Source organism: Micromonospora sp. URMC 105 (genome assembly GCF_051386295.1).
In the GTDB taxonomy this organism is placed as follows: domain Bacteria; phylum Actinomycetota; class Actinomycetes; order Mycobacteriales; family Micromonosporaceae; genus Micromonospora.
The window spans coordinates 22106-48396 of the sequence record NZ_JBPQTL010000023.1 but is presented as its reverse complement, the minus strand read 5'-3'; the positions used below and the strand labels follow the sequence as shown (position 1 = coordinate 48396).

25 protein-coding genes and 2 pseudogenes are annotated in these 26291 nt (G+C 74.5%); 13 read left to right on the top strand and 14 right to left on the bottom strand.

Translation table 11 applies throughout. From position 1 onward, the window contains the following. Positions 1–76 precede the first annotated feature (76 nt). The gene (locus ACSNN7_RS10750; protein WP_436680535.1) at positions 77–1003 is read left to right on the top strand and encodes an alpha/beta hydrolase family protein; all 927 of its coding nucleotides are present in this window, start codon (positions 77–79) and stop codon (positions 1001–1003) included. 69 nt (positions 1004–1072) lie between these two features. On the opposite strand, the gene ACSNN7_RS10745 is transcribed toward ACSNN7_RS10750, so the two are convergent. Next, positions 1073–2572: a dienelactone hydrolase family protein gene (locus tag ACSNN7_RS10745; RefSeq protein WP_436680534.1), complete on the bottom strand. Its 1500-nt coding sequence runs from the start codon at positions 2570–2572 to the stop codon at positions 1073–1075. A gap of 121 nt (positions 2573–2693) precedes the next feature. On the opposite strand from ACSNN7_RS10745, the gene ACSNN7_RS10740 reads away from it, so the two are divergent. After that, positions 2694–3467 (top strand): hypothetical protein, encoded by a 774-nt coding sequence (locus tag ACSNN7_RS10740; protein ID WP_436680533.1) that lies wholly within the window; start codon positions 2694–2696, stop codon positions 3465–3467. A 20-nt stretch (positions 3468–3487) separates the two neighbouring features. On the opposite strand, the gene ACSNN7_RS10735 is transcribed toward ACSNN7_RS10740, so the two are convergent. After that, positions 3488–3946, bottom strand: coding sequence for a rhodanese-like domain-containing protein (locus ACSNN7_RS10735; protein ID WP_436680561.1), 459 nt, complete (start codon positions 3944–3946; stop codon positions 3488–3490). Between the two features lie 72 nt (positions 3947–4018). On the opposite strand from ACSNN7_RS10735, the gene ftrA reads away from it, so the two are divergent. Then, positions 4019–4978: a transcriptional regulator FtrA gene (gene ftrA / locus ACSNN7_RS10730; protein WP_436680532.1), complete on the top strand. Its 960-nt coding sequence runs from the start codon at positions 4019–4021 to the stop codon at positions 4976–4978. A 56-nt stretch (positions 4979–5034) separates the two neighbouring features. On the opposite strand, the gene ACSNN7_RS10725 is transcribed toward ftrA, so the two are convergent. Continuing rightward, positions 5035–5937, bottom strand: coding sequence for a ribokinase (locus ACSNN7_RS10725; protein WP_436680531.1), 903 nt, complete (start codon positions 5935–5937; stop codon positions 5035–5037). Between the two features lie 79 nt (positions 5938–6016). Next, the gene (locus tag ACSNN7_RS10720) at positions 6017–6916 is read right to left on the bottom strand and encodes an ABC transporter ATP-binding protein (protein ID WP_436680530.1); all 900 of its coding nucleotides are present in this window, start codon (positions 6914–6916) and stop codon (positions 6017–6019) included. Positions 6917–6991: 75 nt separating this feature from the next. On the opposite strand from ACSNN7_RS10720, the gene ACSNN7_RS10715 reads away from it, so the two are divergent. Beyond that, positions 6992–8014: an ABC transporter ATP-binding protein gene (locus ACSNN7_RS10715; RefSeq protein WP_436680529.1), complete on the top strand. Its 1023-nt coding sequence runs from the start codon at positions 6992–6994 to the stop codon at positions 8012–8014. Next, a complete protein-coding gene (locus ACSNN7_RS10710) occupies positions 8011–9024 on the top strand; it encodes an ABC transporter permease subunit (RefSeq protein ID WP_436680528.1) in 1014 nt (337 codons plus the stop codon). Before ACSNN7_RS10715 ends, ACSNN7_RS10710 begins: the two co-directional genes overlap by 4 nt. A 135-nt stretch (positions 9025–9159) precedes the next feature. Here ACSNN7_RS10710 and ACSNN7_RS10705 read toward each other — a convergent pair whose 3' ends face one another. Next, positions 9160–10335, bottom strand: coding sequence for an ROK family transcriptional regulator (locus ACSNN7_RS10705; protein ID WP_436680527.1), 1176 nt, complete (start codon positions 10333–10335; stop codon positions 9160–9162). A 152-nt stretch (positions 10336–10487) separates the two neighbouring features. On the opposite strand from ACSNN7_RS10705, the gene ACSNN7_RS10700 reads away from it, so the two are divergent. Next, positions 10488–11939 carry a glycoside hydrolase family 3 protein gene (locus ACSNN7_RS10700; RefSeq protein WP_436680526.1) on the top strand — a complete coding sequence of 484 codons (1452 nt, stop codon included), beginning with the start codon at positions 10488–10490 and terminating at the stop codon, positions 11937–11939. Positions 11940–11956: 17 nt separating this feature from the next. On the opposite strand, the gene ACSNN7_RS10695 is transcribed toward ACSNN7_RS10700, so the two are convergent. Next, the gene (locus ACSNN7_RS10695) at positions 11957–12313 is read right to left on the bottom strand and encodes an STAS domain-containing protein (RefSeq protein WP_436680525.1); all 357 of its coding nucleotides are present in this window, start codon (positions 12311–12313) and stop codon (positions 11957–11959) included. Between the two features lie 334 nt (positions 12314–12647). Continuing rightward, the gene (locus ACSNN7_RS10690; protein WP_436680524.1) at positions 12648–13310 is read right to left on the bottom strand and encodes a GNAT family N-acetyltransferase; all 663 of its coding nucleotides are present in this window, start codon (positions 13308–13310) and stop codon (positions 12648–12650) included. Positions 13311–13531: 221 nt separating this feature from the next. On the opposite strand from ACSNN7_RS10690, the gene ACSNN7_RS10685 reads away from it, so the two are divergent. Continuing rightward, positions 13532–13732: a DNA repair protein gene (locus tag ACSNN7_RS10685; protein WP_436680523.1), complete on the top strand. Its 201-nt coding sequence runs from the start codon at positions 13532–13534 to the stop codon at positions 13730–13732. 114 nt (positions 13733–13846) lie between these two features. After that, complete coding sequence (locus tag ACSNN7_RS10680; RefSeq protein WP_436680522.1) at positions 13847–14365, top strand: hypothetical protein; 519 nt, start codon at positions 13847–13849, stop codon at positions 14363–14365. A 12-nt stretch (positions 14366–14377) separates the two neighbouring features. Here ACSNN7_RS10680 and ACSNN7_RS10675 read toward each other — a convergent pair whose 3' ends face one another. Further along, positions 14378–15118: a Clp protease N-terminal domain-containing protein gene (locus ACSNN7_RS10675; RefSeq protein WP_436680521.1), complete on the bottom strand. Its 741-nt coding sequence runs from the start codon at positions 15116–15118 to the stop codon at positions 14378–14380. Between the two features lie 151 nt (positions 15119–15269). Between ACSNN7_RS10675 and ACSNN7_RS10670 the strand changes: the two genes are divergently transcribed. Beyond that, the gene (locus ACSNN7_RS10670; protein ID WP_436680560.1) at positions 15270–16097 is read left to right on the top strand and encodes a DUF72 domain-containing protein; all 828 of its coding nucleotides are present in this window, start codon (positions 15270–15272) and stop codon (positions 16095–16097) included. Positions 16098–16128: 31 nt separating this feature from the next. On the opposite strand, the gene ACSNN7_RS10665 is transcribed toward ACSNN7_RS10670, so the two are convergent. The 4 genes and pseudogenes from ACSNN7_RS10665 to ACSNN7_RS10650 all read right to left on the bottom strand — a co-directional run bounded on the left by ACSNN7_RS10665 (position 16129) and on the right by ACSNN7_RS10650 (position 20532). After that, a complete protein-coding gene (locus ACSNN7_RS10665) occupies positions 16129–16905 on the bottom strand; it encodes an FkbM family methyltransferase (protein WP_436680520.1) in 777 nt (258 codons plus the stop codon). Positions 16906–16952: 47 nt separating this feature from the next. Beyond that, positions 16953–18551, bottom strand: a pseudogene (locus tag ACSNN7_RS10660) (sulfatase-like hydrolase/transferase); the annotation flags it as partial. A gap of 308 nt (positions 18552–18859) precedes the next feature. Next, a pseudogene (locus ACSNN7_RS10655) lies at positions 18860–19579 on the bottom strand (CDP-alcohol phosphatidyltransferase family protein); the annotation flags it as partial. Positions 19580–19710: 131 nt separating this feature from the next. After that, positions 19711–20532, bottom strand: coding sequence for a hypothetical protein (locus ACSNN7_RS10650; protein WP_436680519.1), 822 nt, complete (start codon positions 20530–20532; stop codon positions 19711–19713). Between the two features lie 50 nt (positions 20533–20582). Here ACSNN7_RS10650 and ACSNN7_RS10645 point away from each other — a divergent pair, with 50 nt between their 5' ends. Genes ACSNN7_RS10645 through ACSNN7_RS10630 form a run of 4 tightly spaced genes read left to right on the top strand, consistent with a single transcriptional unit; the run spans position 20583 to position 24602 of the window. Next, the gene (locus tag ACSNN7_RS10645) at positions 20583–21629 is read left to right on the top strand and encodes an ABC transporter substrate-binding protein (protein WP_436680518.1); all 1047 of its coding nucleotides are present in this window, start codon (positions 20583–20585) and stop codon (positions 21627–21629) included. Then, entirely contained in the window at positions 21626–22735 is a 1110-nt protein-coding gene (locus tag ACSNN7_RS10640) for a FecCD family ABC transporter permease (protein WP_436680517.1), read from the top strand. Before ACSNN7_RS10645 ends, ACSNN7_RS10640 begins: the two co-directional genes overlap by 4 nt. After that, entirely contained in the window at positions 22732–23766 is a 1035-nt protein-coding gene (locus ACSNN7_RS10635) for a FecCD family ABC transporter permease (protein ID WP_436680516.1), read from the top strand. The genes ACSNN7_RS10640 and ACSNN7_RS10635 overlap by 4 nt, the downstream gene beginning before the upstream one ends. Continuing rightward, positions 23763–24602, top strand: a complete 840-nt coding sequence (locus ACSNN7_RS10630) for an ABC transporter ATP-binding protein (RefSeq protein WP_436680515.1) — start codon at positions 23763–23765, stop codon at positions 24600–24602. The genes ACSNN7_RS10635 and ACSNN7_RS10630 overlap by 4 nt, the downstream gene beginning before the upstream one ends. A gap of 66 nt (positions 24603–24668) precedes the next feature. Here the strand turns inward: ACSNN7_RS10630 and ACSNN7_RS10625 are convergent, their stop codons facing one another. Continuing rightward, complete coding sequence (locus ACSNN7_RS10625; RefSeq protein WP_436680514.1) at positions 24669–25535, bottom strand: aminoglycoside 6-adenylyltransferase; 867 nt, start codon at positions 25533–25535, stop codon at positions 24669–24671. 22 nt (positions 25536–25557) lie between these two features. After that, positions 25558–26244, bottom strand: coding sequence for a pentapeptide repeat-containing protein (locus ACSNN7_RS10620; protein WP_436680513.1), 687 nt, complete (start codon positions 26242–26244; stop codon positions 25558–25560). Positions 26245–26291: the final 47 nt, after the last annotated feature.

The window sequence follows — 26291 nt, the reverse complement described above, 5'->3', positions numbered from 1 at the left end:
ACCGGGTGGTGGGCAGCGACGCCGCCGAGTGGTCTCCTCAGTGGACAGTTCCGTCCATCGAGCTGGGGAGGCTGTCATGTTGAGAAGAATGGCCGTCGCGATCGCGACCGCCATCACACTGGTACTGCCCGTAGCCGGCACGACCGCCGCCGTGGCCGCCCCGACCACGGCGTCCGTCGCCGACCCGGCCAACCCCGGCGGGTACGCCGCCGGCTACGTCGACACCACCGTCAGCGCCGCCGGCCGGTCGTTCTCGGCCCGGATCTACTACCCGGCCACCGCCGCGGGCAGCGGCCAACCGGTGGCGGCGGGCCGGTTCCCGGCCGTCGCCTTCGGTCACGGCTTCTTCCAGAGCGTGTCGAAGTACTACTCGACCCTGGGGCACCTCGCTTCGTGGGGCTTCATCGTGCTCGCCCCCACCTCGCAGGGCGGTCTCTCGCCCAGCCACAGCGCCTTCGCCGACGACCTGAACGCGGCGCTGACCTGGGCGGTCGCCCAGGACACCACGGCCGGGTCGCGCTTCGCCGGGCACGTCCGCACCGACAAGCTCGGGCTCTCCGGGCACTCCATGGGCGGCGGCGCCAGCCTCCTCGCCGCGGCCCGCAACCCGAAGGTCGGCGCGGTGGCGAACCTGGCGGCGGCGGAGACCAACCCGTCGGCGAAGGCCGCGGCCGCGACGCTGACCATCCCGGTACGGCTGATCGCCGGTGAGCGGGACACCATCGCCGGGGTCGCCGACCATCAGCGGCCGATCTACACGGCGAAGCCGGCGCCCAAGCAGCTCCGGATCATCAAGGGCGGCTTCCACTGCGGCTTCATGGACAGCTCGTCGATCTTCTGCGACAGCGGCGGGATCACCCGGGCGGCCCAGCTGCCGATCAACAAGCGGCTGCTCACCGAGTGGTTCCTGCTCTACCTCAGCGGTGACACCAGCTACGACAACGCGGTCTGGGGTGCCCCGGCCCAGACCGACCCGCAGGTCACCTTCGAGGGCGTGCGCTGAGCCGGTGCCGGCACGGGACGAAGGGTCCCGTGCCGGCCCCACCGCCCACCGCGACAGGCCGGAGGCGACTCAACTCAGCGGCAGGGTGGTGGCCACCGGCCAGGCCAGCAGCGCCGTACCCACCAGGGCCGGCAGCCACCGCGGCGCACCGGCCCGGCGCAGCACCGCCGCCCAGGCCGCCTGCCAGCCGACCAGCACCGCGAAGAGGGGCACCACCAGCAGCACGAACCCGGGGGCCAGCCCCACCACGGCCGAGGCGGTCAGGGCCAGCACGGCGATCCCGCCGACGGCCGCGTACCGCCCGCTGCGCCGGGCCGACGCCAGCTCCGCGCCGGTGAGGAAGACCAGACAGCCGGCGGCCACCACGGGCAGCAGCCACCACCGGGCGCCCACCGGCAGCGCCGAGGTCAGCCCGAGGTGGATCGGCACGGCGACGGCGGCCAGCGCGTACCCGGTGAGCAGCACGGCGGCGATGGCGGACCGGGCGGTCGCGCGCTGGGCGACCGGCGCGGGCGCCGGGGGCGGCGTGGCGCCCGGCAGTGGCCACCAGCGTGCGGCGGCGCCCAGCAGCACGCCGGTGACCAGCAGGAACCCGGTGACGTGCCCGCCGACCGCGAGGGGGAGCCGGGCGGTCGGCGCGATCGCGCCGACCAGCGCGCCCAGGGCCGCCGCAGACGCCGCCACCGCCAGCACCGCCGGGACCGGGGCGGCCGGCCGGGACGGCCGGGGCCGGCGGCCGAGCAGCAGGGTTGCCAGCGGGACGAAGCCGAGCCCGGACCCGAGCAGCAGCAACCCGGCCGGCACGAGCCGGGCCAGGGGTCGCGGCGGGTCGCCGCCGCCACCCACCCAGGCCGCGACCTCGTCATGGGTACGACCGGCGAAGAGCACCGAGATGTGCTCGAACCCGGGTACGACCACCAGCCGCCGCCCGGCCCCTTGGCGCGACGCCGCCTCGGCGGCCTCCCGGAAGGCGGGAAACTCCGCGCCGCCGACGATCAGCAGCAGCCCCTCCGGGCGCCCGTCGGGCAGGTCGTGGTCGCCCGGCAGCGAGATCGCGACGGTCCGGGCGACGTCCGGGTGCCCGGCGGCGTAGCGGGTGACCGCACGCGCGCCCATCGAGTGTCCGACCAGGACGATCCGCGCCGGGTCGACGTCGGGCCGGGCGCGCAGGTGCCCGACTGCGACGGCCAGGTCGTGCTCCAGGGTGGCGTGCGAGTCGGCGACGTCCCGCCCGGCGCCGGGCAGCCGGGCCGGGTTGGCGCCGTGCCCGGCGAAGTCGAGCAGCAGCGCCACCGCGCCCTCCCGGGCGACCGTGTCGGCGATCGGGCGCATCAGCCGGGCCGAGCCGGCGAACCCGTGGGCGATCACCACCCCGGGCCGGCGGCCGGACAGACCGGTGGCCCGTACCTCGGTCAGCGGCACCCCGTCGACGGTGGTCTGCCGGGTGGTCAGCCCGGAGTCGGCGCGGGCCATCCCGTACCCGCCGAGGGCCAGGGCGAGCGCGGCGACGACCGTGAGGAGCGCGATCCGGCGCACGGCCGGCGGGGCGCCGAGGGGGCGGACCGACATGCCGGGCACCCTACCGCCCGCTCGCCAGGCCGTCGCCTGAGTGCGACGCCCGGCCGGGGACGTGACCGGCGCCGCCCCTCGCCGTCGGGCGCGGGTGGCCGGGCCGACGCACACTGGTCACATGGCTATCCCGCTGCCCCGGCCGACCGCCGTCGTCGGACTCACCCGCTCCGCCCTCGACCAGGCGTTCGGCTCGGCCGCCTCGTTCGCCGCCGTGCCGGCCCGCGCGTTCGCGGTGCTCGACGGCGTGGAGGCGCTGCTGGCCCGGATCAACGGGGTGGTGGACCGGATCGAGGGCACCCTGGACCGCACCGACCGGGTGCTCACCGACGCCGAGACGGCGGTCCGCGAGGTCGCGGTGATCAGCGCGGCGGCGACCACCGCGATCGAGACCGCCACCGAGGTGGCCGCGGCCGCCGCCGTGGTGGTCGGCGAGGCCGAGCAGGTCTCCGCCGCGGCGGCCGTCGTGGTCGGCGAGGCCGAGCAGGTGGCCCGGGCCGCCGGCACGGTGGTCGCCGAGGCGGACGCCGTCGCCGGCCGGGCCGCCGGCACGATCGTCGCCGCCGAGAAGGCCACCGCCACGGCGGCCGGCCTGATGGCGGAGTACGAGCCGGCGCTGCGCCGCGCCGCGCCCATGGCGACCCGGTTCATCGAGCAGCTCAGCCACGAGGAGGTGACTGCGGCGATCCGGCTGGTGGACGAGCTGCCCAAGCTCAAGCAGCACCTGACCGCCGACATCCTGCCGATCCTGGCCACCCTGGACCGGGTCGGCCCGGACCTGCACGACCTGCTCGACGTCACCCGGGACCTCAAGCTCGCCGTCGCCGGCATCCCCGGCCTCGGCATGCTGCGCCGCCGCGGCGAACGCCTCACCGACGACGACCCGACCGGCTGACGGCCCGGGCCGGGGACCGGTCAGCAGTCGCAGCGGGCGGTGGCGCGCGGCGCCGTCAGGTCGTCGACCGGCCGGCGCGTCTCCCCGGCCGGGGTACGCACCGGCAGCCCCTCCCGGACCCAGTACTCGTAGCCGCCCAGCATTTCCTTGACCCGGTAGCCGAGCCGGGCGAACTCCAGCGCCGCCCGGGTGGCGCCGTTGCACCCCGGCCCCCAGCAGTAGGTGACCACCGCCGTGCCGGGCGGCACCAGCTCGGCGGCACGGGTGGCGATCTCGGCCGTCGGCAGGTGCACCGCGCCGGGCAGGTGTCCCTGCCGCCAGGCGTCCGGCCCGCGGGAGTCGACCACCACCAGGCCGGGCATCCGGGCGGTCAGGTCGGCGTGCACGTCGCTGACGTCGGTTTCGAAGGTCAGCCGGTCGAGGAAGTGGGCGGCGGCGACGGCCGGGTCGGCCGCCGGCACGGAGAAGGTGTACGACATGCCTGTAGATCGTCGGCCGGTCGCCGCGTCGCCGGGAGTGGCGCAGACGACGTCCTGCGCTAACATCCCGCCATGCCCCGATCGGTGGCCGTGCTCGCGTACCCGGGGATGTCGGTCTTCGAGACCGGCATCGTCACCGAGGTGTTCGGCCTGCCCCGCCCCGAGCTCGACGTCGACTGGTACGCGCTGACCGTCTGCGCGGAGCGCCCCGGCCCGGTACCGGTGGTCGGCGGCGCCGCCCTGCACACCCCGTACGGCCTCGACGTGCTGGCCCAGGCCGGGACGGTGATCGTCCCCGGCGTGCCCGACGTGACCGCCGACCCGTCAGCGGAGCTGGTCGCCGCGCTGCGCCGGGCGCACCGGGCCGGCGCGCGGATCATGTCGATCTGCTCCGGGGCGTTCGCACTCGCCGGCGCCGGCCTGCTCGACGGCCGGCGGGCCACCACCCACTGGCGGTACGCCGACCTGCTGGCCCGGCGGTACCCGCGCGTCGACGTCGACCCGGACGTGCTCTATCTGGACGACGGCGACGTGCTGACCAGCGCGGGCAGCGCCGCCGGCCTGGACCTCTGCGTGCACGTCGTCCGCCGGGACTTCGGCGCGGCGATCGCCAACGCGGTGGCCCGGCGACTGGTGATCCCGCCGCACCGCGACGGCGGCCAGGCGCAGTTCATCGAGACACCGGTGCCGGCCGACCCGGGCGACGAACGGATCGCCCGCAGCATGGACTGGGCACTGGCCCACCTCGCGGAGCCGCTGACCGTGCAGCGGCTGGCCCGGCAGGCGCACATGTCCTCCCGCACCTACCTGCGGCAGTTCGCCCGGGCCGCCGGGACCAGCCCGATCCGCTGGCTGATCGAGCAGCGGGTGCGCGCCAGCCTGGTGTTGCTGGAGTCGACGGGACTACCGGTGGCTGAGGTGGCCCGGTCGGTCGGGTTCGACAGCCCGGTCACCTACCGGCACCACTTCGGCCGGGCGATGCGGACCTCGCCGTCGGCGTACCGCCGGGCCTTCCCCCGCGACGCCGCCTGACCCGGCGGGCGCGGCTGACCTCGCTCCGGGTCGGCCGGGCATGCGGGTGGGTGGCGTCAGGCGGCCGGCGGGGCGTAGAGCGCGTCGATTTCGTCCCGGCGGGGCAGCGCCACCGAGGCGCCGAGCCGGCGTACGCAGGCCGCGCCGGCCGCCGCCGCCCAGTGCACCGCGTCCAGCACCTCCCGGCCCTCGCCCCAGGCCACCGCGAGCGCGGCGGTGAAGGCGTCGCCCGCGGCGGTGGTGTCGACCACGTCCACCTCGACCGCCGGCACGGGCACGTCCGTACCGTCCCGGTCGCCGTACCAGGCGCCCTCGCCGCCGAGGGTCAGCACCGCGCGGGGCACCAGTTCCAGCAGCGCCCGAGGCTCCTCCCGGCCCCGGCCGGTGAGCGCCTGCGCCTCGGGCTCGTTCACCACCAGCAGGTCCACCGCGGCCAGCATCTCGGCCGGCACCGGCCGGGCCGGCGCCGCGTTGAGGATGACCCGGGTGCCGGCCTCCCGGGCCGCCACCGCCGCCGCGGTCACCGTCTCGACGGGGATCTCCAGCTGCGCGACCAGCACGTCCGCCTCGCGTACGGCGTCCAGCTCGCCGGCGGTGAGGCCGGTGAAGGCGGTGTTGGCGCCGGGGGTGACCAGGATGGCGTTCTCCCCGGCGGCGTTGACCATGACCAGCGCCACCCCCGACGCGCCGTAGACCACCCGCAGCTGGCCGGTGTCCACTCCGGCGGCGGTGATCCGGGCGCGCAGGGTGACGCCGAAGGCGTCGGAGCCGATCGCGCCGAGGAAGGCGCAGGACGCGCCGGCCCGGACGGCCGCGATGGCCTGGTTGGCGCCCTTGCCGCCGGGCACCGTCACGAAGTCGCTGCCGAGCACGGTCTCCCCCGGCCGGGGCAGCGCCGGGCCGGTGCCGACGAGGTCCATGTTCGCGCTGCCCACCACGACGACCCGGGTCTGCCGCACCACGACCTCCTGCCCACCTGCACGTTGCGGGGAGTCTAGGACCCGCCGGCCGCCGGGGACGGCGGGGCGGGGCGCCGGCTCAGGCGGCCCGGGCGGTGTACCGCTCGCCGCGCCGCTCGACCACCAGCGGCAGGCCGAAGGTCTTGGAGAGGTTGTCCCCGGTGAGCGTCTCGGTGAGCAGCCCCTGCGCGACCACCCCGCCCTCGCGCAGCAGCAGCGCGTGGGTGAAGCCCGGCGGGATCTCCTCGACGTGGTGGGTGACCAGGACCAGGGCGGGGGCGTCCGGGTCGTACGCCAGCTCGGCCAGCCGGGCCACCAGGTCCTCGCGCCCGCCGAGGTCGAGCCCGGCGGCCGGCTCGTCGAGCAGCAGCAGCTCGGGGTCCGTCATCAGCGCACGGGCGATCTGCACACGCTTGCGTTCCCCCTCGGACAGCGTCCCGTACGCCCGCTCGCTGAGGTGCCCGACGCCGAGCTGCCCGAGCAGCGCACGGGCCCGGGACTCGTCGGTGCGGTCGTAGCTCTCCCGCCACCGGCCGACCACCGACCAGGCGGCGGTGACCACCACGTCGCTGACCCGCTCCTCGGCGGGGACCCGCTCGGCGAGGGCGGCGGTGGAGAGCCCGATGCGCATCCGCAGCTCGTTGACGTCGGTGCGGCCGATCCGCTCGCCGAGCACGTGCGCCGTGCCGGTGGTCGGGTGCAGCCGGCCGGCGGCGAGGTTGAGCAGGGTGGTCTTGCCCGCGCCGTTGGGGCCGAGGACGACCCAGCGCTCGTCGAGCTCGACCCGCCAGTCCAGATCGTGCAGCAGCGCGGTGCCGGAGCGCTTGACGCCGACGCCGTCGAGGCTGACCACCAGATCCGCGTCCACGGGTGCGGGGGCGGCAGGGGCGCCTGCGGCGCCGGGGATCAGGTCACCAGTCACCGCTCCATCCAACCACGCAACCCGCGGGGTGCCCCCCACGGGCGAGGCCCCGGCCATAGGGTGAGGCGCCGTGTCATTGGTCACCACCACCGGAGGACGTGCGATGCCCGATCGAGGTCAGGAGCGGCGCGGATGAGCGCGGTCATCGAGATCGAGGGGCTGCGCAAGACGTTCCACACCGTCCGGCAGGGGCGCCGGGTGGCGGTGGACGGTTTCGACATGCTGGTCGAGGCCGGGCAGGTGCACGGCTTCCTCGGCCCGAACGGCTCCGGCAAGACCACCACGCTGCGCGCCCTGCTGGGGTTGGTGAGCGCCGACAGCGGCCGGATGAGCGTGCTCGGCGCGCCCGCGCCGGAGAAGCTCGCCCGGGTGGCCGGCCGGGTCGGGGCGATCGTGGAGAGCCCGCAGTTCTTCGGCAACTTCACCGGGCACCGCACACTGCGGCTGCTCGCGGTGGCCGGCGGGGTGCCGACCGGCCGGGTCGACGAGGTGCTGGAGCAGGTCGGGCTGCGCGACCGGGGCCAGGACCGGGTCAAGGGCTACTCGCTGGGCATGCGGCAGCGGCTGGCGGTCGCCTCCGCCCTGCTCAAGGATCCCGAGCTGCTGATCCTGGACGAGCCGGCGAACGGGCTGGACCCGGGGGGCATCCGGGAGATGCGGGACCTGATGCGGTCGCTGGCCGACGCGGGGGTGACGGTGCTGGTCTCCAGCCACATCCTGGCCGAGATCCAGCTGATCTGCGACCACGTCACGATCATCTCGCGGGGCCGACGGGTGGCGGCGGGCCGGGTGTCCGAGGTGCTGGCCGGCTACGACCAGCACGAGTGGCACCTGCGCGTGGCCGAGCCGGCCCGGGCCGCCGAGCTGCTGGGGGCGGCGGGCCTGCCGGTCACCGACGGCCCCGACGGGCTGCTGGTGGTCGGCGGCGCGGACGACCCGGAGCTGATTGCCCGCACGCTGGGTGAGCAGGGGCTCTGGGTGCGGGAGCTGACCCCGATCCGCCCGGACCTGGAGAGCGTCTTCCTGGAACTGACCGGCACCACACCGCATCCGACACTGCCGCGGCAGGTGGGCGAGGCTGCCCTGCCCGGGGAGGGACCCGCCGAACCGATGATCGACCTCGACGTCACCGCCGGCCGGGGGGTGGACGCGTGAACCTCGTCCGCGCCGAGGTGGAGCGGCTCGCCGCCCGCCGTTTCGTCCAGCTGATGCTGGTGCTGCTGGCCCTGGCCTTCGCCATCACCACGGCCACCACGCTGGTCGGGTCGCACCAGCCGTCGGCCCGCGAGCTGGCCGCGGCGGAGGCGCAGCTCGCCCAGGTGCTCGGCGGCATGGAGGCCGACCACCAGTACTGCCTGAAGGTCAAGGCGGGCGAGCTGCCGGTCGACGAGAACAGGTACCTGCCGGCCGACTGCAGCGAGGTGGACCCGGTGCTGCAGGATCAGCTGCCGGTGGCCGCCGACTACCTCACCGGTGTCTTCGTCTTCGGCCAGCAGGCGGGTCCGCTGCTGTACTTCCTGATCGCGTTCCTGCTGCTCTTCGGCTTCCTGGTCGGGGCCTCGTACATCGGCGCCGACCTGAACTCCGGCGGGGTGGTGAACCTGCTGCTGTGGCGACCGCGCCGGATGACCGTGCTCGGCGCGAAGCTGGGCACGCTGCTCGGGGTGGTGGCGCTGCTGTCGCTCGTGGCCACGGTGGTCTACCTGGGCACGTTCTGGACGATCGCGCAGACGGCCGGGCTGCCGGGCCGGCTCGACGCGGTGTTCTGGCAGGACCTGGCCGGCCGCTACGGGCGCGGCCTGTTGCTGGTGCTGCTCACCACCGCGCTGGGCTTCGGCATCGCCACGCTGGGCCGGCACACCTCGGCGGCGCTCGGCGCGGTGGCCGCGTACGTGGTGGTCTGGGAGCTGGGTGCACGGGTGGTGTTCGAGATCCTCGACGTGGCCCGCCCGGACCAGCTGATGCTCTCCACCTACGTGACGGCCTGGCTCACCGGCCAGTTGCAGCTCACCGACAACCAGGCCTGCCGGAGCGCGTCGGGCTTCGACATCTGCGACGGCACGTACACGATCACCTGGCTGCCGTCGCTGCTGGTGCTGCTGGCGCTCACCGGCGCGGTGACGGCGGCCGCGTTCGCGGTGTTCCGCCGGCGCGACCTGATCTGACCGGCGCGGTGCCGGGGCGGGCGACCGCCCCGGCACGGCCCGGCCGCCACCGGCCCACCCCCGGCGGGATCTTGCCGCGGGCAGGCCGGTGGTGAAGAATTCCTTCACATGGCGGGTTACGGACGGCGACGGGTGTCAGCCGACGGTCGACCCGAAGACCTCGTCCCGGACGGCGTCCAGCGCGGTGCGCAGCGCACCCCGCAGGATCGGCTCCTCGGTCAGCCCGGTCGGCACCACCCGGGGGCGGACCAGCGTGATCGCGGCGACCTCGTGCTGCACCCGCTCCGCCAGCGCTGCCCCGCCGGCCTGCCCCACCTCGCCGGCGAGCACCACCAGCGGCGGGTCCAGCACCACGCAGGTGCTGGCCACGCCGAGCGCCAGCCGCCGGGCCAGCTCGTCGAGCATCGGGCCGCCGGCCGTACCGGCGGCGATGGCGGCCTGCACCGCGTCGGCCGCGCCCCCGGCGTCGAAGCCGTGCTCCCGGGCCACCGCGCGGACCGCGTCCGCCCCGGCGAGCTGCTGGAACGCCGGCTTGGCCCGGCGGGAGACGTCGCGCGGGATCGGCACCCCCGGCACCGGCAGGTAGCCGATCTCGCCGGCCGCACCGCTGCTGCCGTGGTGCAGCCGCCCGCCGAGCATGATCGCCAGGCCGACGCCGGCACCCACCCAGACCAGGACGAAGTCGGACAGCCCCTGGGCCGCGCCGGACTGCGCCTCGGCGACGGCGGCCAGGTTGACGTCGTTCTCGAAGACCACCGGGGTGTGCAGGTCCTCGCGCAGCGCGGCGAGCAGGCCACGGTGCCAGCGCGGCAGGTTGAAGGCGAAGGTGATGTCGCCGGTGCCCGGGTCCACCAGGCCGGGGGTGCCCAGCACCACCCGCCGCACGCTGGACAGCTCCGCGCCGGCGCTGCTCGCCGCCCGCACCACCGCGGTGTGCACCACGCCGACCGGGTCGTCGGTGTCCCGGGTGGACTGCTCGACCCGGCCGATGACCGCTCCGGTGATGTCGGCGCACGCCGCCACCACCCGCTCCGCACCGACGTCCACGCCGACCACGTGCGCGCTGCCCGGGCGGACCGCGTAGAGCTGGGCGTTCGGGCCCCGCCCGCCGGCCTGCTCACCGACCCGGGTGACCAGCCCGCGCTCCTCCAGCCGCTCCACCAGCTGAGAGGCGGTGACCTTGGACAGGCCGGTCAGCTCGCCGAGCCGGGCCCGGGTCAGCGGGCCGCGTTCGAGCAGCAGTTCCAGTGCCGCCCGGTCGTTGAGCGCCCGCAACAGGCGGGGGGTGCCGGGCAGCCGCGTCGCACTCATGCCTCGTCCTCTAGTTTCCTTGAGCTTCTGCCAACCGAATCGACCTGCAGTTGGGTGCCCGTAGCGTATCGGCCACCCCGCACCGGAGTACTCGGACGACCGACCGCTCCGGTGCGACACTCGTGCCGTCCGGCACCGAAGGGGGAAGTCACGTGCGGCTGGATCCAGGATTGCGCCGGCTCGCGCTCGGCACGCTGCTCGCCGCGTATCCGGGGCCGGTGCCACCGGACTGGGCCGTCGACCTGATCGGCGAAGGGCTGGCCGGGCACACGCTGTTCGGCACCAACGTCCACGACCCGGCGCAGGTGGCGGCGAGCACCGCGGCGCTGCGCGTCGGCCGGCCGGACGTGCTGATCGCCATCGACGAGGAGGGCGGCGACGTCACCCGGCTGGCACACGCCACCGGCAGCCCGTACCCGGGCAACGCCGCGCTCGGCGCGGTCGACGACACCGCGCTCACCCGCCGGGTCTACGCGGCCATCGGCGCCGAACTGGCCGCCCTCGGCATCACGGTCAACCTCGCGCCCACCGTCGACGTCAACACCGCCGACGAGAACCCGGTGATCGGCACCCGCTCGTTCGGCGCCGACCCGGGCCGGGTCGCCGCGCACTCCGCCGCCGCCGTCGAGGGCCTCCAGTCGGTCGGTGTCGCCGCCTGCGCCAAGCACTTCCCCGGGCACGGCGCCACCGTGGCCGACTCCCACCACGAACTGCCCACCGTGGACGTGTCGCCGGCCCTGCTGCGCGAGCGCGACCTGCCGCCCTTCGCGGCGGTCGTCGAGGCGGGCACCCGGGCCGTGATGACCGCGCACATCCGGGTGCCGGCGCTGACCGGGGACGGACCGGCCACGTTCAGCCGGGCCGTCCTGGTCGACCTGCTGCGCGGCGAGTACGGCTTCACCGGCACGGTGATCACCGACGCGCTGGAGATGCAGGGTGCCGCGCTGGCCGCCGGCGGGGTCGGGCCGGCCGCGGTGCGCGCGCTCGCCGCCGGCGCCGACCTGCTCTGCATCGGGGCGAAGGTCGACGCCGCGCTGGTCGAGCAGGTGGCCGGCGAGATCGTCGCGGCGATCGGCGACGGCCGGCTGGAGCGCGCCCGGGTGGAGGAGGCCGCCGGCCGCACCGCCGCGCTCGCCGCCTGGACCCGGGCCGCCGGCGCGCCGTCGGCCGTCGCCACCGATCTCGGGTACGCCGCCGCGCGCCGGGCGGTCCGCGTCGAGGGCGACCTCACCGGGCTGGCCCGGCCGCTGGTGGTGCAGCTGCACGCCGCCTCCACCATCGCCGAGGGCCGGGTGCCGTGGGGCCTGGGCCCGCACCTGGCCGGCCTGGAGGAGGTACGCGTCGTCGCCACCGAGACCGATGCCGCCGCGCTGGGCCGGCTCGCCGACGGCCGGTCGATCGTGCTGGTGGGGCGGCACCTGCACCGGCTGCCCGGCGCCGCCGAACTGGTCGACGCGCTGGCCGCCGCGTACCCGGTGACGGTGGTGGAGATGGGCTGGCCGGGGCGCTGGCGGCCGACCGGAGCACGCGCCTTCGTCACCACCTTCGGGGCGAGCCACGCCAACGGACGGGCGGCTGCCGAGGTGCTCGGCCTGGCCGGCTGAGGCCGGACGCGCGGGCGCTAGGCGGCGGAGGCGTCGGGGTCGGCGGCGGGCGGCGCCTGGTGCCGGGGGGCGAGCCCGACCAGGCTGTCGACGCCGGTGATCCGCAGCACCCGGGCCACCACCGGCTGCGGGTCGACCGCGCGGAGGCTGGCGCCCCGGCCGACGGCCTCGGCGGCCCCGCGCAGCAGGGCGGCCACCCCGGTCGAGTCCAGGAAGGGCACCTCGGCGAGGTCCACGACCAGCTCCACCGTGTCCGGCAGGTCGAGTGCGGTGTCCACGGCGTCCTGGAGCACGGCGGCGGTGGCGATGTCGAGGTCGCCGACCGGCCGGAGGACGATCCGTCCGCCGTCCTCGCTGCGCCTGTCCACCCGCATGTCCGCTCCTCGTCGAGCTGCCGTCGTCGCGGCACGACACTACCCGCGCGACGGCCGGGCGGCCCGGTTCCGGTCGGCCACTCCCCCGCCGTGCACGCTGCGTCACCAGCGCCGCGGGTAGCGTCGAAGGCTTCCATCGCAGCTCAAGTCCAGTACCGGACACGCCGAAACGGCCGGTTGCCTCTTGCCCACGGGTCAATCCGTACGTAGCGTCACCATCAGCGGGACCGACCGGCGTACGCCGGCGGCACGGAGGGCCTGGGGGAAGGCTGCGGACCGTGGATTCGGCCCGGAATCCACGGTCCGCGCCCTGCCACCACGGCACCCCGCGCGGTCACCGGGGATAGACGCCGTACGACCGCCAGCCCCGGTCCGGAAAGCCGGCCGCGTCGGCGACCCGGGCGGAGGCGAGGTTGCGCGGGTCGTGCCGGTACGTCGGGACGGCACCCTCGTCGAGCACCCGCCGGGCGGCCTGGGCGACCAGCCGGCGCGCCAGACCCTGGCCCCGGGCGGCCGCCACGGTGCCCACCGCCAGCTCGTGCCCGTGGGCGTCGTGCCGCTTGATCCCGACTCCGGCCAGGAAGCTGCCGTCGGCGTCCCGGGCCACCAGCACCTCCCGGTCGAACAGGCGCAGCCAGGACGGGAAGGCCGGGTCGATCGGCGGGACCCACCGCCCCGCCTCGGGCAGCGGCGCCGGGTCCAGGCACCACCGAAAGGTGTCGTCGGCCAGCATCCAGTCCGGCTGACCGACGGCGGCGGGCAGCGCCGCCAGCAGCTCGGCCTCCGATCCGCGGGCCAGCGCGCGGATCGCCTCCACCCGGTCCGGCGGCACCGAGAGCACCGTGCTGCCGCGGGCCTGCACGGCGATCGCCGGGCGCAGCCGCCCGTCCCAGGCCGGTCGCCCGCGCCGCCGGGAGGCGACGACGTGCAGGCCGGGGCCGGCCGGCCACTGGCCCAGCCAGGTGGCCAGGTGCAGGTGGAGCCGGCGGTCGAGCACCGCGCACCTCCCTCACCCGCTCGGGTACGACCACCTCGTCGTGATCACCGTACGCCGCAGCGGCCCCGACGGCGTCCCGTTCGGCGGGGCATCGGCCGGTTGAAGGCCTGATCGCCGGGGTAGACGTACCGAACAACTCCGATGTCCGGGAACCCGAGACATCGATCGTCCGTCATATTCATTTCCATACATGTACAACTTCTTTTGGGACGGTAATGGTCATGCCGAATCAGCCGAATGACCGGTACCAGCAGGACACCGCGAGGATCTGGCGGGCGGCCGAGGCCGCCGGGCGGTTTCCGGCCCAACCGCCGTACAGGGAGGCACGGACCGGGCGCGGGGCGAACGCCGCGCTCTCCTGGGGCGACCTCAACAGCCTGCCCGCCGGCGTCTCCTCCCGGCGCGGCCTGACCGCCCGCTGACCCGCACCGGGGAAAGCGGCGACACACCCGGGGCGTCCAACCGGGGCTTTCGCACACCTGTCGGGTAGCGTCTCCTGGTCCGAAACTCGGCCTACGACAGGAGAAGCTCCGCGCATGGGCAAGAAGACGATCCACGTCTCCGACTTCAGTGGCACGCTGCTGGGGACCGACGACGAGGTGGTCAAGGTCGTCGTGCTGGACCACCCTGACCTGGTGGCCGGGCCCGTGCAGCTGGACGCCACCCCGGTCGAGGTGGAGAGCATCGACGACGCGGCGCTGGACGTGGCGGTCGTGCAGATTCACGACCGGCACGGCGGCGGCGAGCCGCGCCGGGTGGTGCTGACCGCCAGCGAGTTCGACGCGATGGCCACCGACGTGCCGATGGCCCAGCTGCTGCGCACCGCCGAGCGGGTCCGCCCGCCGAAGGCGCGCAAGAGCGCGGAGAAGATCGACTACGGCACCATCGAGTACGCCGGCCGGCCGCACCGGGGCCGGGTCACCGAGGAGGAGGCCCGGCTGGTGCGCGAGCAGCTGGACGAGGTGAACAAGCGCCTCGCCGACGCCGGGATCCGGCAGATCGACCCGGCCGACCCGGAGCACGCCGACCGGTACGGTTTCCCGGCCGCATCCTGACCCCGCGCGCCCTCAGCCCTTCTGGGCCGCCGACCGCACGGCGGCCTGGATCGCCGCGTTGATCGCCTCCTCGGCGGCGGCCTTGCCGACGCCGAGGCCGGTGAGCACGCCGTCGCCGTCCTCGTGCTCGATCAGGGCCAGCAGGATGTGCTCGGTGCCGACGTAGTTGTGCCCCAGCCGCAGCGCCTCGCGGAAGGTCAGCTCCAGCACCTTCTTCGCCGACGCGTCGTACGGGATCAGGGCGGGCACCTCGGCGCCGGACGACGGCGGCAGCGCGGCCGTCGCGGCCTCCCGCACCCGCTCCAGCGGCACGCCCGCCGCCACGATCACCCGGGCGGCGATCGCCTCCGGCTCGGCGAGCAGGCCCAGCAGGACGTGCTCGGGCCGGATCTCGGTGTGCCCGCCCGCGCGGGCCTCCTCCTGGGAGGCCATCACCACGTTGCGGGCGGGCAGGGTGAACCGGGCGAAGCCCTGCTGCGGGTCCAGGGGCGCGTCGGTGGACCGGGGGACGAAGCGCTTCTGCGCCGCCTGCTTGGTCACGCCCATGCTCCGGCCGATGTCGGTCCAGGAGGCGCCCGAGCGCCGGGCCTGGTCCACGAAGTGGCCGATCAGGTGGTCGGCGACGTCACCGAGGTGCTCGCCGACGACGACCGCGTCGGCGAGCTGGTCCAGGACGTCGGGGCGGGCCTTCTTGATCCCCTGGATCAGGTCGTCGAGGCGTACCGGGGTGCTCATCTGCACAGGATCCGTCATGCGTCAACCATAGGTTGACGCATGCGTCGCGTCAACCTCAAGTTGACGATCTCCGGGCACCCGCCGTCCGGTACGGTCGACGGCCGAAGGTGGAGAGCACGCGTCGTGGCGGGGAGGGTCGGAGCTGATGCGGCTGCACGTGGGCTGTGCGATGTGGACCCACCGGTCGTGGCAGGGACGCCTGCTGGCCCACCCTCTCGCGGCCCACCTGCGGCTGCGGCACTACGCCGGCTGGTGCAACGCCGTGGAGGGGAACACCACCTTCTACGCCACGCCGGCCCGGGACACGGTGGCCTCGTGGGCGGACCAGACCGATCCCGACTTCCGGTTCGTCCTCAAGATCCCCAAGCTCGTCACCCACGAACGCCGCCTCGCCGGCGCCGACGAGGCGCTCGGCGCCTTCCTGGACGCCATCGAGCCCCTCGGCCCCCGGGTGCACGCCCTCTGGATCCAGTTGCCGGGCTCCTTCGGCCCGGGCGAGGTCGCCACGCTCGCCCGCTTCCTGCACCGGCTCCCCCGGTCCCACCGGTACGCCGTGGAGGTCCGTCACCCCGCCTTCTTCACCGACGCCGCCGCCGCGCGGCTGCTCGAGGCGGCCCTCGCCGCCGTGGCCGCCGAGTGGGTGCCCTTCGACACCACCGCGTTCTTCGCCCGCCCGCCGACCAGCGACGCGGAACGGGAGGCCTGGACCAGGAAGCCGCGCCTGCCGCTCCGGTCGGCGGCGTCGACCGACCGGCCGATCGTCCGGTACCTCGGCCGCGACGACACCGCACGGACCATCGAAGGCTGGCAGCACTGGGTCGACGTGGTCGCCGGCTGGCTGCGCGAGGGGCGCTCGCCGACCTTCTTCGTCCACACCCCGGACAACGCCGACGCGCCCGTGCTCGCCCGCCGCTTCCACGACGACGTACGCGCCCGGGTGCCGGAGCTGGAGGCGCTGCCCCAGCCGCTGCCGATCGAGCCGCTGACCCTGTTCTGAGCCGGACCCGATCACCCGGCGACGACGACCGTCACGTCACCGCCTCGCCCGGCACGCAGTACACGTCGCCGGAGTTGGCGTCGTGCGGCAGCCCGGACAGGTGTGCCGCCATGTCGTCCGCGGAGATCCAGCGCTGGAACGTCATCGACTTGTCGTCGCCCAGCGCGACGTCGAAGCCGCCGAAGCCGAGCGCGGTCAGGCGATCGAGACACCGGTGGGCGACGGCCCGCGCGATCGTGGTGAACTCGAACGACAGGGCGGGCAGCGGGCGGCTCAGGCCGGCCAGCACCGCGTCCTCGAAACCCTCCACGTCGATCTTGGTGAAGGCCGGGACGCCGTACCGGTCGATCAGCGCGTCGACGGTGACGACCGGGACCTCGATCTCCGCGTCCCACACCTGGCCCGCACCCTCCGCCGCCCGCACGAAGTGCGACGAGGCGGTCGACACGGTGGGGTTGGCGGAGTTGACGTGGAACCGCACGCTTCCGGCGACCGCCCCGCACGCCGCCTCGACCAGCGTCACCTGATCGTCGCCGCCGTAGATTGCCCGCAGGGCGCGCAGGCAGAGTGGCTGCGGCTCCACGGCGACGACCCGGGCCCCGAGCCGGCGGAAGCTGCCGATGTGGTCACCCACGTGGGAACCGATGTCGAAGACGAGATCGCCACTGCTGACGAACCGGGAGTAGAAGGCGTCCATCCGCGCGTCGCGCTCGGGGTCGCCGTAGTAGACCTCCAGCGACCGGCGCAGGAGGGACGTGCCCGGATCGTTGCTGAGCGCCGCGATCCTGGCGGCGACCGTGTCCGTCATCTGTCTGTGGTCCAGTCCGTGAGGTGGGTGGAAGGTGGGCGGCGGACCTACGGTCCGAAGGCGGTCAGGAACCGGTCCCGGAAGGCGTCCATCCGCCAGACCGGGGCCTGCGGACCGGGCTTCAGCCCGTCCTGCCAGCCCCACCCGGAGATCCGGTCCAGCACGGCCCGGTCGCGGGTGACGATCGTGATCGGTACGTCGCGGCTGGCGTTCTCGCCGGTGATGACCGTGGCGGGCTGATGGTCGCCGAGGAAGATGAACACGAGGTCGTCGTCGCCGTAGGTCTCCACGTAGGAGATGAGCGTGCTCAGCGTGTACTGGATGGACTGCCGGTAGTCCGCCCGGATCCGGCTGCGGCTCCGCCGCTCGTCGCCCGTCGCGCCCCCACCGGCGGCCTCGTCGCGGAAGATCGCGCCGTCACCGACGTCCGCCCAGTCGATCAACCGCGGGACGGGCGTCCAGGGGGCGTGGCTCGACACCAGCGCGATTTCCGACATCACCGGACGGCCGTCCTGCTTCGCCTGCTCCAAGCGCCGCCAGCTCGACAGGGTGTACTGGTCGGGCATGGTGCCGAAGCTGAACTTCGGGCCCCGGTAGGCGAGCTTGCCGGCGTCGTAGAACCGGTCGTAGCCGTAGAAGGACCCCTCCGGCCACGCCCTGGTGACGGCGGGCATCACGCCCACGGTCCGCCAGTCCGCCCGCCGGAAGGCGCCGCCCAGGGTCATCCGGTCGCTCGCCAGCAGGGTGCGGTGGCGCTGGTCGTTGTCGATCCAGAGCCCGGAGAGCAACGTGGCGTGGGCCAGCCAGCTGCCACCGCCGAACGTCGGCGAGGTGAGGAAGCCGCTCCGCGCGTCGAAGCCGGCCGCGCGCAGCCGGCTGGTCCCGCCGTCGAGGACCGCGCCGACCTGCGGCGCGTACTCCGGGTCCTCGACTGCGTCCCGGCCGTAGCTCTCCACGAAGGCGACCACCACGTCCTTGCCCCGCAGCGCGGTGAGGAGTTGGTCGCCCGGTGTGTCCCGGAACGCGTCCGAATCGACCACGGTGGAGAACGTCCTGCGGTCCTCGAGGCGCAGGCGTACCTGGAAGCCGTGGCCGTTGGCCAGGCTGGTCGCGGACGTGTCGGCCACCGGTACGCCCGGGGCCACCCGCACGCCGAACGCGGCGCAGGCCACCCAGACGACCACCAGCGCCGCCACGACCCGGGTGGTGCCGGTGTGGTGCCGGACCACCAGGCGGCTCAGCCGCAGCACCGAGAGCGTGACGCCGACGGGCAGGGCGATCGCGACCAGTGCCAGGGCGACGGCGGCGCCGATCGCGACGGGCCGGCCGTACGACTCGGTGACGAAGCCGAACGCCTCGTCGAGCAGCGCCCAGTCGAGCACCAGGTCGAACGCCCGGCTCAGCGATGCGGAGAACCCCAGGTCGAGCAGCTTCAGCACGGCCAGCAGGCCGAGGGCCACCCCGGCGAGCGTCGCGACGAGCCGCCTGCCGCGGGGTGGCAGGGCGAGCAGCAGGGCGACGACCAGCAGCGCCTCCAGGGGGAGCCGCACGAACGCTGCCGGCGTGAGCCGGCCGAAGTCGTACGGCGCGGTGAGCGCGAGCAGCACGAGCAGCGCGGCCAGGACGGTCGTCAGCCGGGCCCAGCCGGGGCGCTTCGTCCGGCCCGAGGCGCCGGGAGCATCGAGCTCCCCGCCCACCACCGGGTCGTCCCGCACCGCCTGCCGTCGCTGGGTCGGTAGCCGACGTACCCGCGTCAAGAGCGACAACCTGGGCGTCCTTCCGGAACATCGTGGTGGTGCGGCATGCGGGGCGCGACTCAGTGGCGGGCCGCGGCGACCGTCGGGCGCTCGCGCCACGGCAGCCCGCCCGTCGTGCCCGCAGCCGGCCCGCCCCGCACCGCGTCGGTGCCGTGGTCAGCCGGCCTGCCCGAGTGCACCGGAATCCGCGCCCCGGCCGGGATGTCCCGGTCGGCCGGAGCGAGGCGGGCGCGACGGGTCGTCCACAGCCACCGGACGTCCCGGCCGAACGACTCGACGAGCAGCGCCAGCGCCACCACCAGCACGACGATGGTCAGCGGCCCGGCCAGCACCTCCGCCATCGCCACCGTCAGCAGCACGCCCTGGATCGCCGCGACGACCTTACGCCAGTAGCGCGGCGGCAACGATCCACGCATCCACGGCAGCACCCAGTTCGCGGCGACGAAGGCGTACCGCATCCCGCCGATCGCGAGCACCCAGCCGCCCGCCGACGGTGCCACGTGGACGCAGAGCACCAGCACGAGGAAGGAGTCGACCTCCATGTCGAAGCGCGCGCCCAGCTCGCTGCTGGTTCCGGTACGCCGGGCCGTGTACCCGTCCACCCCGTCGAGCGCCAGCGCCACGGCGGTGAGGACGACCATCAGCGCGATCGGCGCCGGCTGGCCGAACGACTCCGCCGCCAGTGCCGTCACGCCGCCGACGAGGATCGCCCGGCCGAGGGTCACCCGGTCGGCCGGGCCGAGACCGCGCGCCCCCGAACGAGACAGCCCCCGGTCGAGCAGGGCGCACAGGACCACCCCGTACCCCAGACCCGCCAGCCACCCGGCCGCGCCGAGGCCGACCGTCCCGGCCAGCGATGCCAGCAGGACGACCTGCGCGATCAGTCCGACCATCGGACCAGTACGAACCGTGGGCATGCTGCCTCCGTGACTGTGCTCTCGACCCTGACAGTCAACACGGAAAAACCGGCCGTTCGGTTCGCCCGCCAGGTGGGTCGGCACCGGTGAGATCCGCGGCAGAACCGCGTGCACCGGGACGGGGCAGAGGATCAGGCGGCGACCGGCTCGGTCTGCCGGGCCTGCAGCCGGGCGGCCCGCTCGGTGTCGTCGATGCGGGGGCAGGTGACGCAGACGGGCTGGTCGAGGGTGTAGTAGAAGCAGCAGTCGGCGCGTTCGCGAGTGGTCACCTTCGCGCCGCCGGGCAGCGGGAGGCGGCGGAACCCGGCACGGCCCCGCAGCGGACGAGCGGTGTCGGCCAGCAGGCTCTCGGCCAGGTCGACGCCGGCCTGCTCGTCGTCGAGCTGCCCGCCGAGCGTCCAGGCGGCGGTGGCGAGGGTGTCGGTCGCCGTGCGCCAGAGCGCGCTCGCCCGGCGGGAGCCGTGGCGGGCAGCGGCGTCGACCACGGGGCCGATCAGGGTGGCGAAGCTGTCACGGACGGCAGCCAGGGTCTCGGGAGCGCGGCGGTCGGCCCGACGGGCACCGGTGGCGCTGACCCGGACGCGCCAGCCGGGGGTCGCGGTCTCGTCGGCGGCGAACCAGGTGGCGACGCCGCCGGGAGCGGGGTGAGCCAGAGTGTCGCCCGCGAGCAGCGGCCCGACGAGGGCTCCCGCGACACACCACGAGTACTCCATCAGCAGCAGCGTGGTCGCCACGTAGTCGCGGGGCTTCCGGCCGGTGCGTACGGCGAGGTCCTCACTGGTCTGGGCGAAGGCGGCGGCGTACCCCGGGTCGGTGGCGAGGCCGGCACCGGTCCACCAGCGGGGGTCGCCGGGGTCCGGCGAGCCGGTTTCCTCCGCGAGTTCCCAGGTGAGGTACGGGGTCGACAGGTGCCGATACACCGCCGCGAGGTCCGATGCCGAATTCCGCTCCACGGTTGCTTAGGTTAGCCTAACCAAAAAAGCGTGATGTCGGAAGGACGAGGATGCGCACACCATTGCTGCGCCGCGGGATGTGGGCAGCCGTAGCGGCCACCGTCGTGGCGCTGGCCTCCGGATGCTCCGGGCTCGATCGTGACCCGGCCGGCACGCCGGCGGCGTCGGCGAGCGCGGGCGCCGCCTTCCCGGTGACCGTGACGGATGCCGCAGGCACCGCGCACACCTTCGCCAAGCCGGTCGAGCGCATCGCGTGCTACTGGTTCGGCTGCAACGCCATGCTCGCCGACCTCGGGCTGCTGCCCGTACTGACCTGGAAGGACGAGAGCCTGCGCTCGAAGGTCTTCCTCGGTGACGGCTACTCGCAGGTGCGCACCGTGGAGAACTTCAAGAACCCGGAGGAGGTCGCCCAGGCCGAGCCCGAGCTGATCATCGGGCGCACCCCGACCAGCGACGACTTCGACGCCCTGAAGACGGCGGGCACCACGTTCTACATGGACGGCGGGTTCGACAAGGGCATCGCCGTCTACGAGCAGAACCTGCGGTGGCTAGCCGCGATGACCGGCCGTACCGCCCAGGCCGAGCAGGCCATCGAGCGGTTCCGCGGCGTCCTGGACAAGGTCAAGGCCAAGGCGCCGGCCGACGCGAAGGAGACGACCTTCGCGGTGCTCAGCGGCTACGACACGGCCAAGTACGCGGTCTTCTTCGACAACGTCATCTTCTGCCAGCTGATCGAGGCCAACGGTCTGGGCGACTGTGTGCTCTCCGCTCCCCCCGGCGTGAAGGTGGAGGACGCCTACGGCGAGATCAGCGCGGAGTACCTGCTCAAGACGAACCCCGACTTCATCGCCAACCAGTACGACGGCACCCCGGCCACCTCGATCAGCCAGCGCAAGGACGCCGTCTGGCCGAAGATCCCGGCCGTCCAGCAGGGGCACGCCTTCGACACCGAGGCGCAGTTCTACTGCTGCTCGCTGCGGGAGCTGCAGTACTCCCTGGAGACCTACGCCCACAAGGTGTTCCCGGCTGCGGGCTTCGTCGACCCCGGGCGCATGCGCGAGTACGACCCGGCCGCCGGCGGCGTCAACCGGGGATGACCAGTCTTTCCCCGGCGCCTCCGGCGCGGCCGTCAGCCGCGCCGGAGGCGCCGCCGTCGATCGCCCCGGAGCTGCCTCGGCAGCGGCGCGCAGGCGGCCGGCGCCTCGCCGGCGTCTGCGTCGTACTGGCCGGGGCCGTGCTGCTGCTCGGGGTCGGCGCGATCACCCAGGGCGTCCCGGATGTCGGGGTGCGCTTCGCCCTCGACGCGGCCGCCGGCACCGTGGGCGACGACGTCACCGGCTACCTGGTACGGCACAACCGGCTGCCGCGCGTGGTCGCGGCACTGCTGTGCGGGGCCGCGCTCGGCGGGATCGGCGTCCTGCTGCAGGACTCGCTGCGCAACCCGATCGCCGAGCCCGGGCTGCTCGGAGTGGCGCACGGCGCGTCGCTCGTGGTCACCCTGCAGGTGCTGTTCGGTGTCTCGCTGCCCGGCATGGCCCGACCCACGGCCTGCCTGCTCGGCGGCCTGGCCGCCGGTGCGCTCCTGCTGGCGGTCAACCGGCGCATCACCGACCCGGTACGCCTGGTGCTGACCGGCTTCGCCCTGGCCACCCTCTTCTCGGCGGTGATCAGCGCCGCCCTCGTGCTCGCCCCGTCCACCGGCGGGCAGACCCAGGCGACGGTCAACCGCTACCTGTCCGGCTCACTGTCCGGGCTGACCTGGCCGGAGGTCCGGATCCTGCTGCTCTGGGTCGGTGCGGGACTGCCGGTCGCGCTGCTGCTCGGCCGGGTGCTCAACCTGCTGCAGCTCGGTGACGACACCGCCGCCGGCCTCGGCGTGCACGTCGGGCGGACCCGGCTCGGGCTGCTCGTGCTCGCCATGGTGCTGCTGGCCCCGGTGGTCGCCGTCGCCGGGCCGTTGAGCTTCGTCGGCCTGCTCGCCGCCCATCTCGCCCGGGGCCTGCTGGGCAGCAGCGACTCGCGGCAGGTGCTGCCGGTCGCCGTCCTGGCCGGCGCGCTGGTCACCCTCGCCGCCGACCAGCTGGGACGGCTGGCGTTCGAGCCGCTGGAGATCCCGGCCGGAATCTGGACGGTCCTGGTCGGCGGCCCCTTGGCGATCGTCGTCGCGACCCGGGCAGCCGCCCGGCGCAGGGCGGCCCGATGAGGACCGCCCTGCGTCACCGGGCGCCGCTGCCGGCCGTCCTCGCCACCGGCGCCGCCGCGGTCGCGGCGCTGCTCCTCGCCCATCTGGTCGCCGGCACGGTCACCGTCACTCCCGACCGGGTCCTCGCCGTGCTCGGCGGCGGCGACGCCACCCGGGCCGAGATCATCGCCGTCGACGTACGGCTGCCCCGAGCCGTGGTCGGCCTGCTCGTCGGGGCGCTGCTCGGCGCGGCCGGCGCGCTGCTGCAGTCCCTGGTCCGCAACCCGCTGGCCTCCCCCGACCTGACCGGCGTCGCGCAGGGCGCGACCGCCGCCGTGCTGTGCTGGATCGTCTGGGGCCCGGCGAGCGGCGGCGGGGTGCTGCCGCTGGTGGCCGCCGCCGGAGGCCTCGCCGCCGCCGCCGTGGTGCACCTGGTCACCCGCCGCGCCGGCGCCGACGGGGAACGGCTGATCCTCGTCGGCGTCCTCGTGGGCGGCGTGCTCTCCTCGGCCACCAGCATCGCGCTGCTGTTCAGCGGCGAACGGGTCAACACCGCCCTCGGCTGGCTGCTCGGCTCCCTGGAGCTGCGGGACTGGAACGACCTCAACCTGCTGCTCGGCTACCTCGCTCCGGTCACCGTACTGATCGTCGCCGCGGTACCGCTGGCCGCGCTGCTGCACCTCGGGCCCGACGTCACCGCCACCCTCGGCGCGCGCCCCGCCCGGGCGCAGGCACTCGTCCTGCTCGCCGCCGTGCTGGCCACGGCCGCCGCGGTGAGCATCGCCGGTGCCGTCGCGTTCATCGGTCTGGTCGCCCCTCACCTGGCCCGTCGCCTCGTCGGCGCCGCACCGCGGCGCACCGTGCCGGTGGCCGCCCTGCTCGGCGCGCTGCTGCTCAGCGGCGCCGACCTGGCCGCCCGCACCTTCCGGTTGCAGGCGATCCCCGGACTCGCCGACGTCGACACCGCACCGTTCGCCCTGCCCGTCGGCGTGTTCACCGCCCTGCTCGGCGTCCCGTTCCTACTCCACGTCATCCGGCGGAGGACCCCGTGACCACACTCGCCGACCCGCCCCGCACCACGAGCGCCGTCGAGGCCACCGGCCTGACCGTCGGCTACGGCACCCGACCCGTCCTGCACGGCGTCGACCTGAACGCGGTCCAGGGCAGCGTCACCGCTCTAATCGGCCCGAACGGCTCGGGCAAGTCGACGCTGCTCAAGACCTGTGCCCGCCTGCTGCGCCCTACCGGCGGGACGGTGCTGCTCGACGGGCACGACCTGGCGACCCTGCCGAGCCGCGACATCGCCCGACGGATGGCGGTGCTCCCCCAGGCCCCCACCGCGCCGGCGCACCTGACCGTGCGGGAACTCGTCGAGCAGGGCCGCTTCCCGCACGCCGGCATGCTGCGAATGCTGCGCCGCCAGGACCACGAGGCCATCGACGAGGCCGTTCGCGCCACCCGGCTGGAGAATCTGCTGCACCGCGACGTCGACACGCTCTCCGGCGGCGAACGTCAACGCGCCTGGATCGCCCTCACCCTCGCCCAGCAGGCCCCCATCCTGCTGCTCGACGAGCCCACGACCTTCCTCGACATCGGCCACCAGCTCGAAGTCCTCGAACTGGTCCGCCACCTCAACACCACCCGTGGCATGACCATCGTCATGGTCCTGCACGACCTCAACCAGGCCGCCCAGTTCGCCGACCACCTGATGGTCCTCGACGCCGGCCGCGTCGTGCGAGCCGGCGACCCCGCCACCGTGCTCACCGCGGACCTGCTGCGCGACGTCTTCCGCGTCGTGGCCCACATCAGCACCGACGCCACCGGCCGTCCCGTCTGCGTCCCGCTGCGCTCCACCAAGGCGGAGGCCGCCAACCCCGCGACCTCGTAGTCCCACCTCCCGGGTCAGCCCGAGCGGTCCACGCCGACCGGCTCGCCGCCGGTGCTCCGCTTCCCGCTACGCGAGCACGGCGTGCAGGTGCTTCCGGATCGCGTCATGGGCGACGGTGAGTTCCAGCCCGAGACGCTCGGCGCACTCGCGCTCGAGTCGTTCGAACAGGTCGACGGTCGCCCACAGGGCACGGGCGACCTCGTCCGCGTCGTAGCCGGCGTAGGCGCTGCGGAGGTCGTGCAGCGCCTGCCGGTCGGCCCACCGCTCCAGGAAGCGTCCGCCGTGCCACGTGTCCACCTGCGGCCGCGACGCCTGCGCGTGCCAGGCGAGCAGCCGGACCAGCAACGTCTTCAGGTAGCCGTCGCAGCACTCCTTGGCGGTCCACACCTCGCCCCGGCGTAGCTTCCTGGCGGTCCACAGCGCGTGATACCAGAAGTCGTGGGTCACGTGACCGAACGCGGCGGCGTCCGGCGGCGCCGGCCGCACCGGGGCGACGCCCGGCAGCTTCTCCGCCAGGTCGATCTTGTCGACCAGCACCCGGAACCCCCGGCCCCACACCGCCGCGGCCTCGGGATCCGTACCGATCCGCTCCGCGGCGCTCGACGGCAGCAGCACGAAGTCGACGTCCTGACCGGTGTCGAAGAGCACCCGCCGCTCGACGAACCCCCCGACCGCCGTGCGTTCGGTGAACGTCAGCAACGGCCGGCCGAAAGTCGCGAGCCAGTTGCCGTCGGCCGCGTAGGCCGCCGGATCGTCGACCACGAGGACGATGTCGATGTCGGACCACTGATCCGCCGGCACGTCGGCGCGGGCGTGAGATCCGACCACCAGCGCGGCACGGATGTCGGGTCGCTGCCGGGCCCACGTTGCGACAGCGGCCAGCAGGCTCTCGATGTCGTTCACCACGGCAGCGTCCACGATCGCCGCCGGCATTGACAATCCCGCGTACGTCCCGTCAGCGGTCGTGGCCGCGCGCCGCATCGGCGCGAACGTCGATGCTCAGGGCGTTGACGGCCATCCGGGTCAGCTCAGGAAGCTGGTCCTCGGTGAGGGCGACGCCCTGCAGGTTGTCCAGTGGTGCCGCGAAGGCGTGCAGCCGGCTGCCTCGCAGATCGGCGCCGTCGAGGCGGCAGGAGTCCAGTTCGAGGTCGCTCAGGTCGCACGACCGCAATGCGACACCAGAAAGCCGGCAGGACGACCAGGCGCCGTGGACGAGGGTGCAGTCGGTGAAGGCCACCGATCCGGCGGCGCTGACCCGACTCAAGGTGGCGTAGTCGAACCGGCAGTTGTCGAACAGGACATCCTTGAGACGTACGTCGGTGAGTCGGGTTCCGGTGAAGCGGGAGCCGGTGACCGAGCACCGCTCGATGCTGACGCCGGTGAGGGCCGCTCCGGACAGGTCCGTCCGGACGATCTCGCAGCCGTAGAGTGCGCCGCCCTCCCAGTTGATCTCACCGAGATCCGCTCCGGTGATCCGGCAGCCTCGGATGCTCAAGTCCGCGATCTGTTGACCCCGCCAGGAGGCGTCCTCCACGAGGCCGTCCCGGATGTCGTCGTCGGGTAGGCCGGTGACCTGGTCGAGGTCTTCCGGGTCGAGGTCGGGCAGGAGGATCGTCACGTCGCCCACGGTGGTCGTACGCATGTCATTCCCACCTGTTCGGGCGCGGGGTGGGCACCCCACCCCGCGCG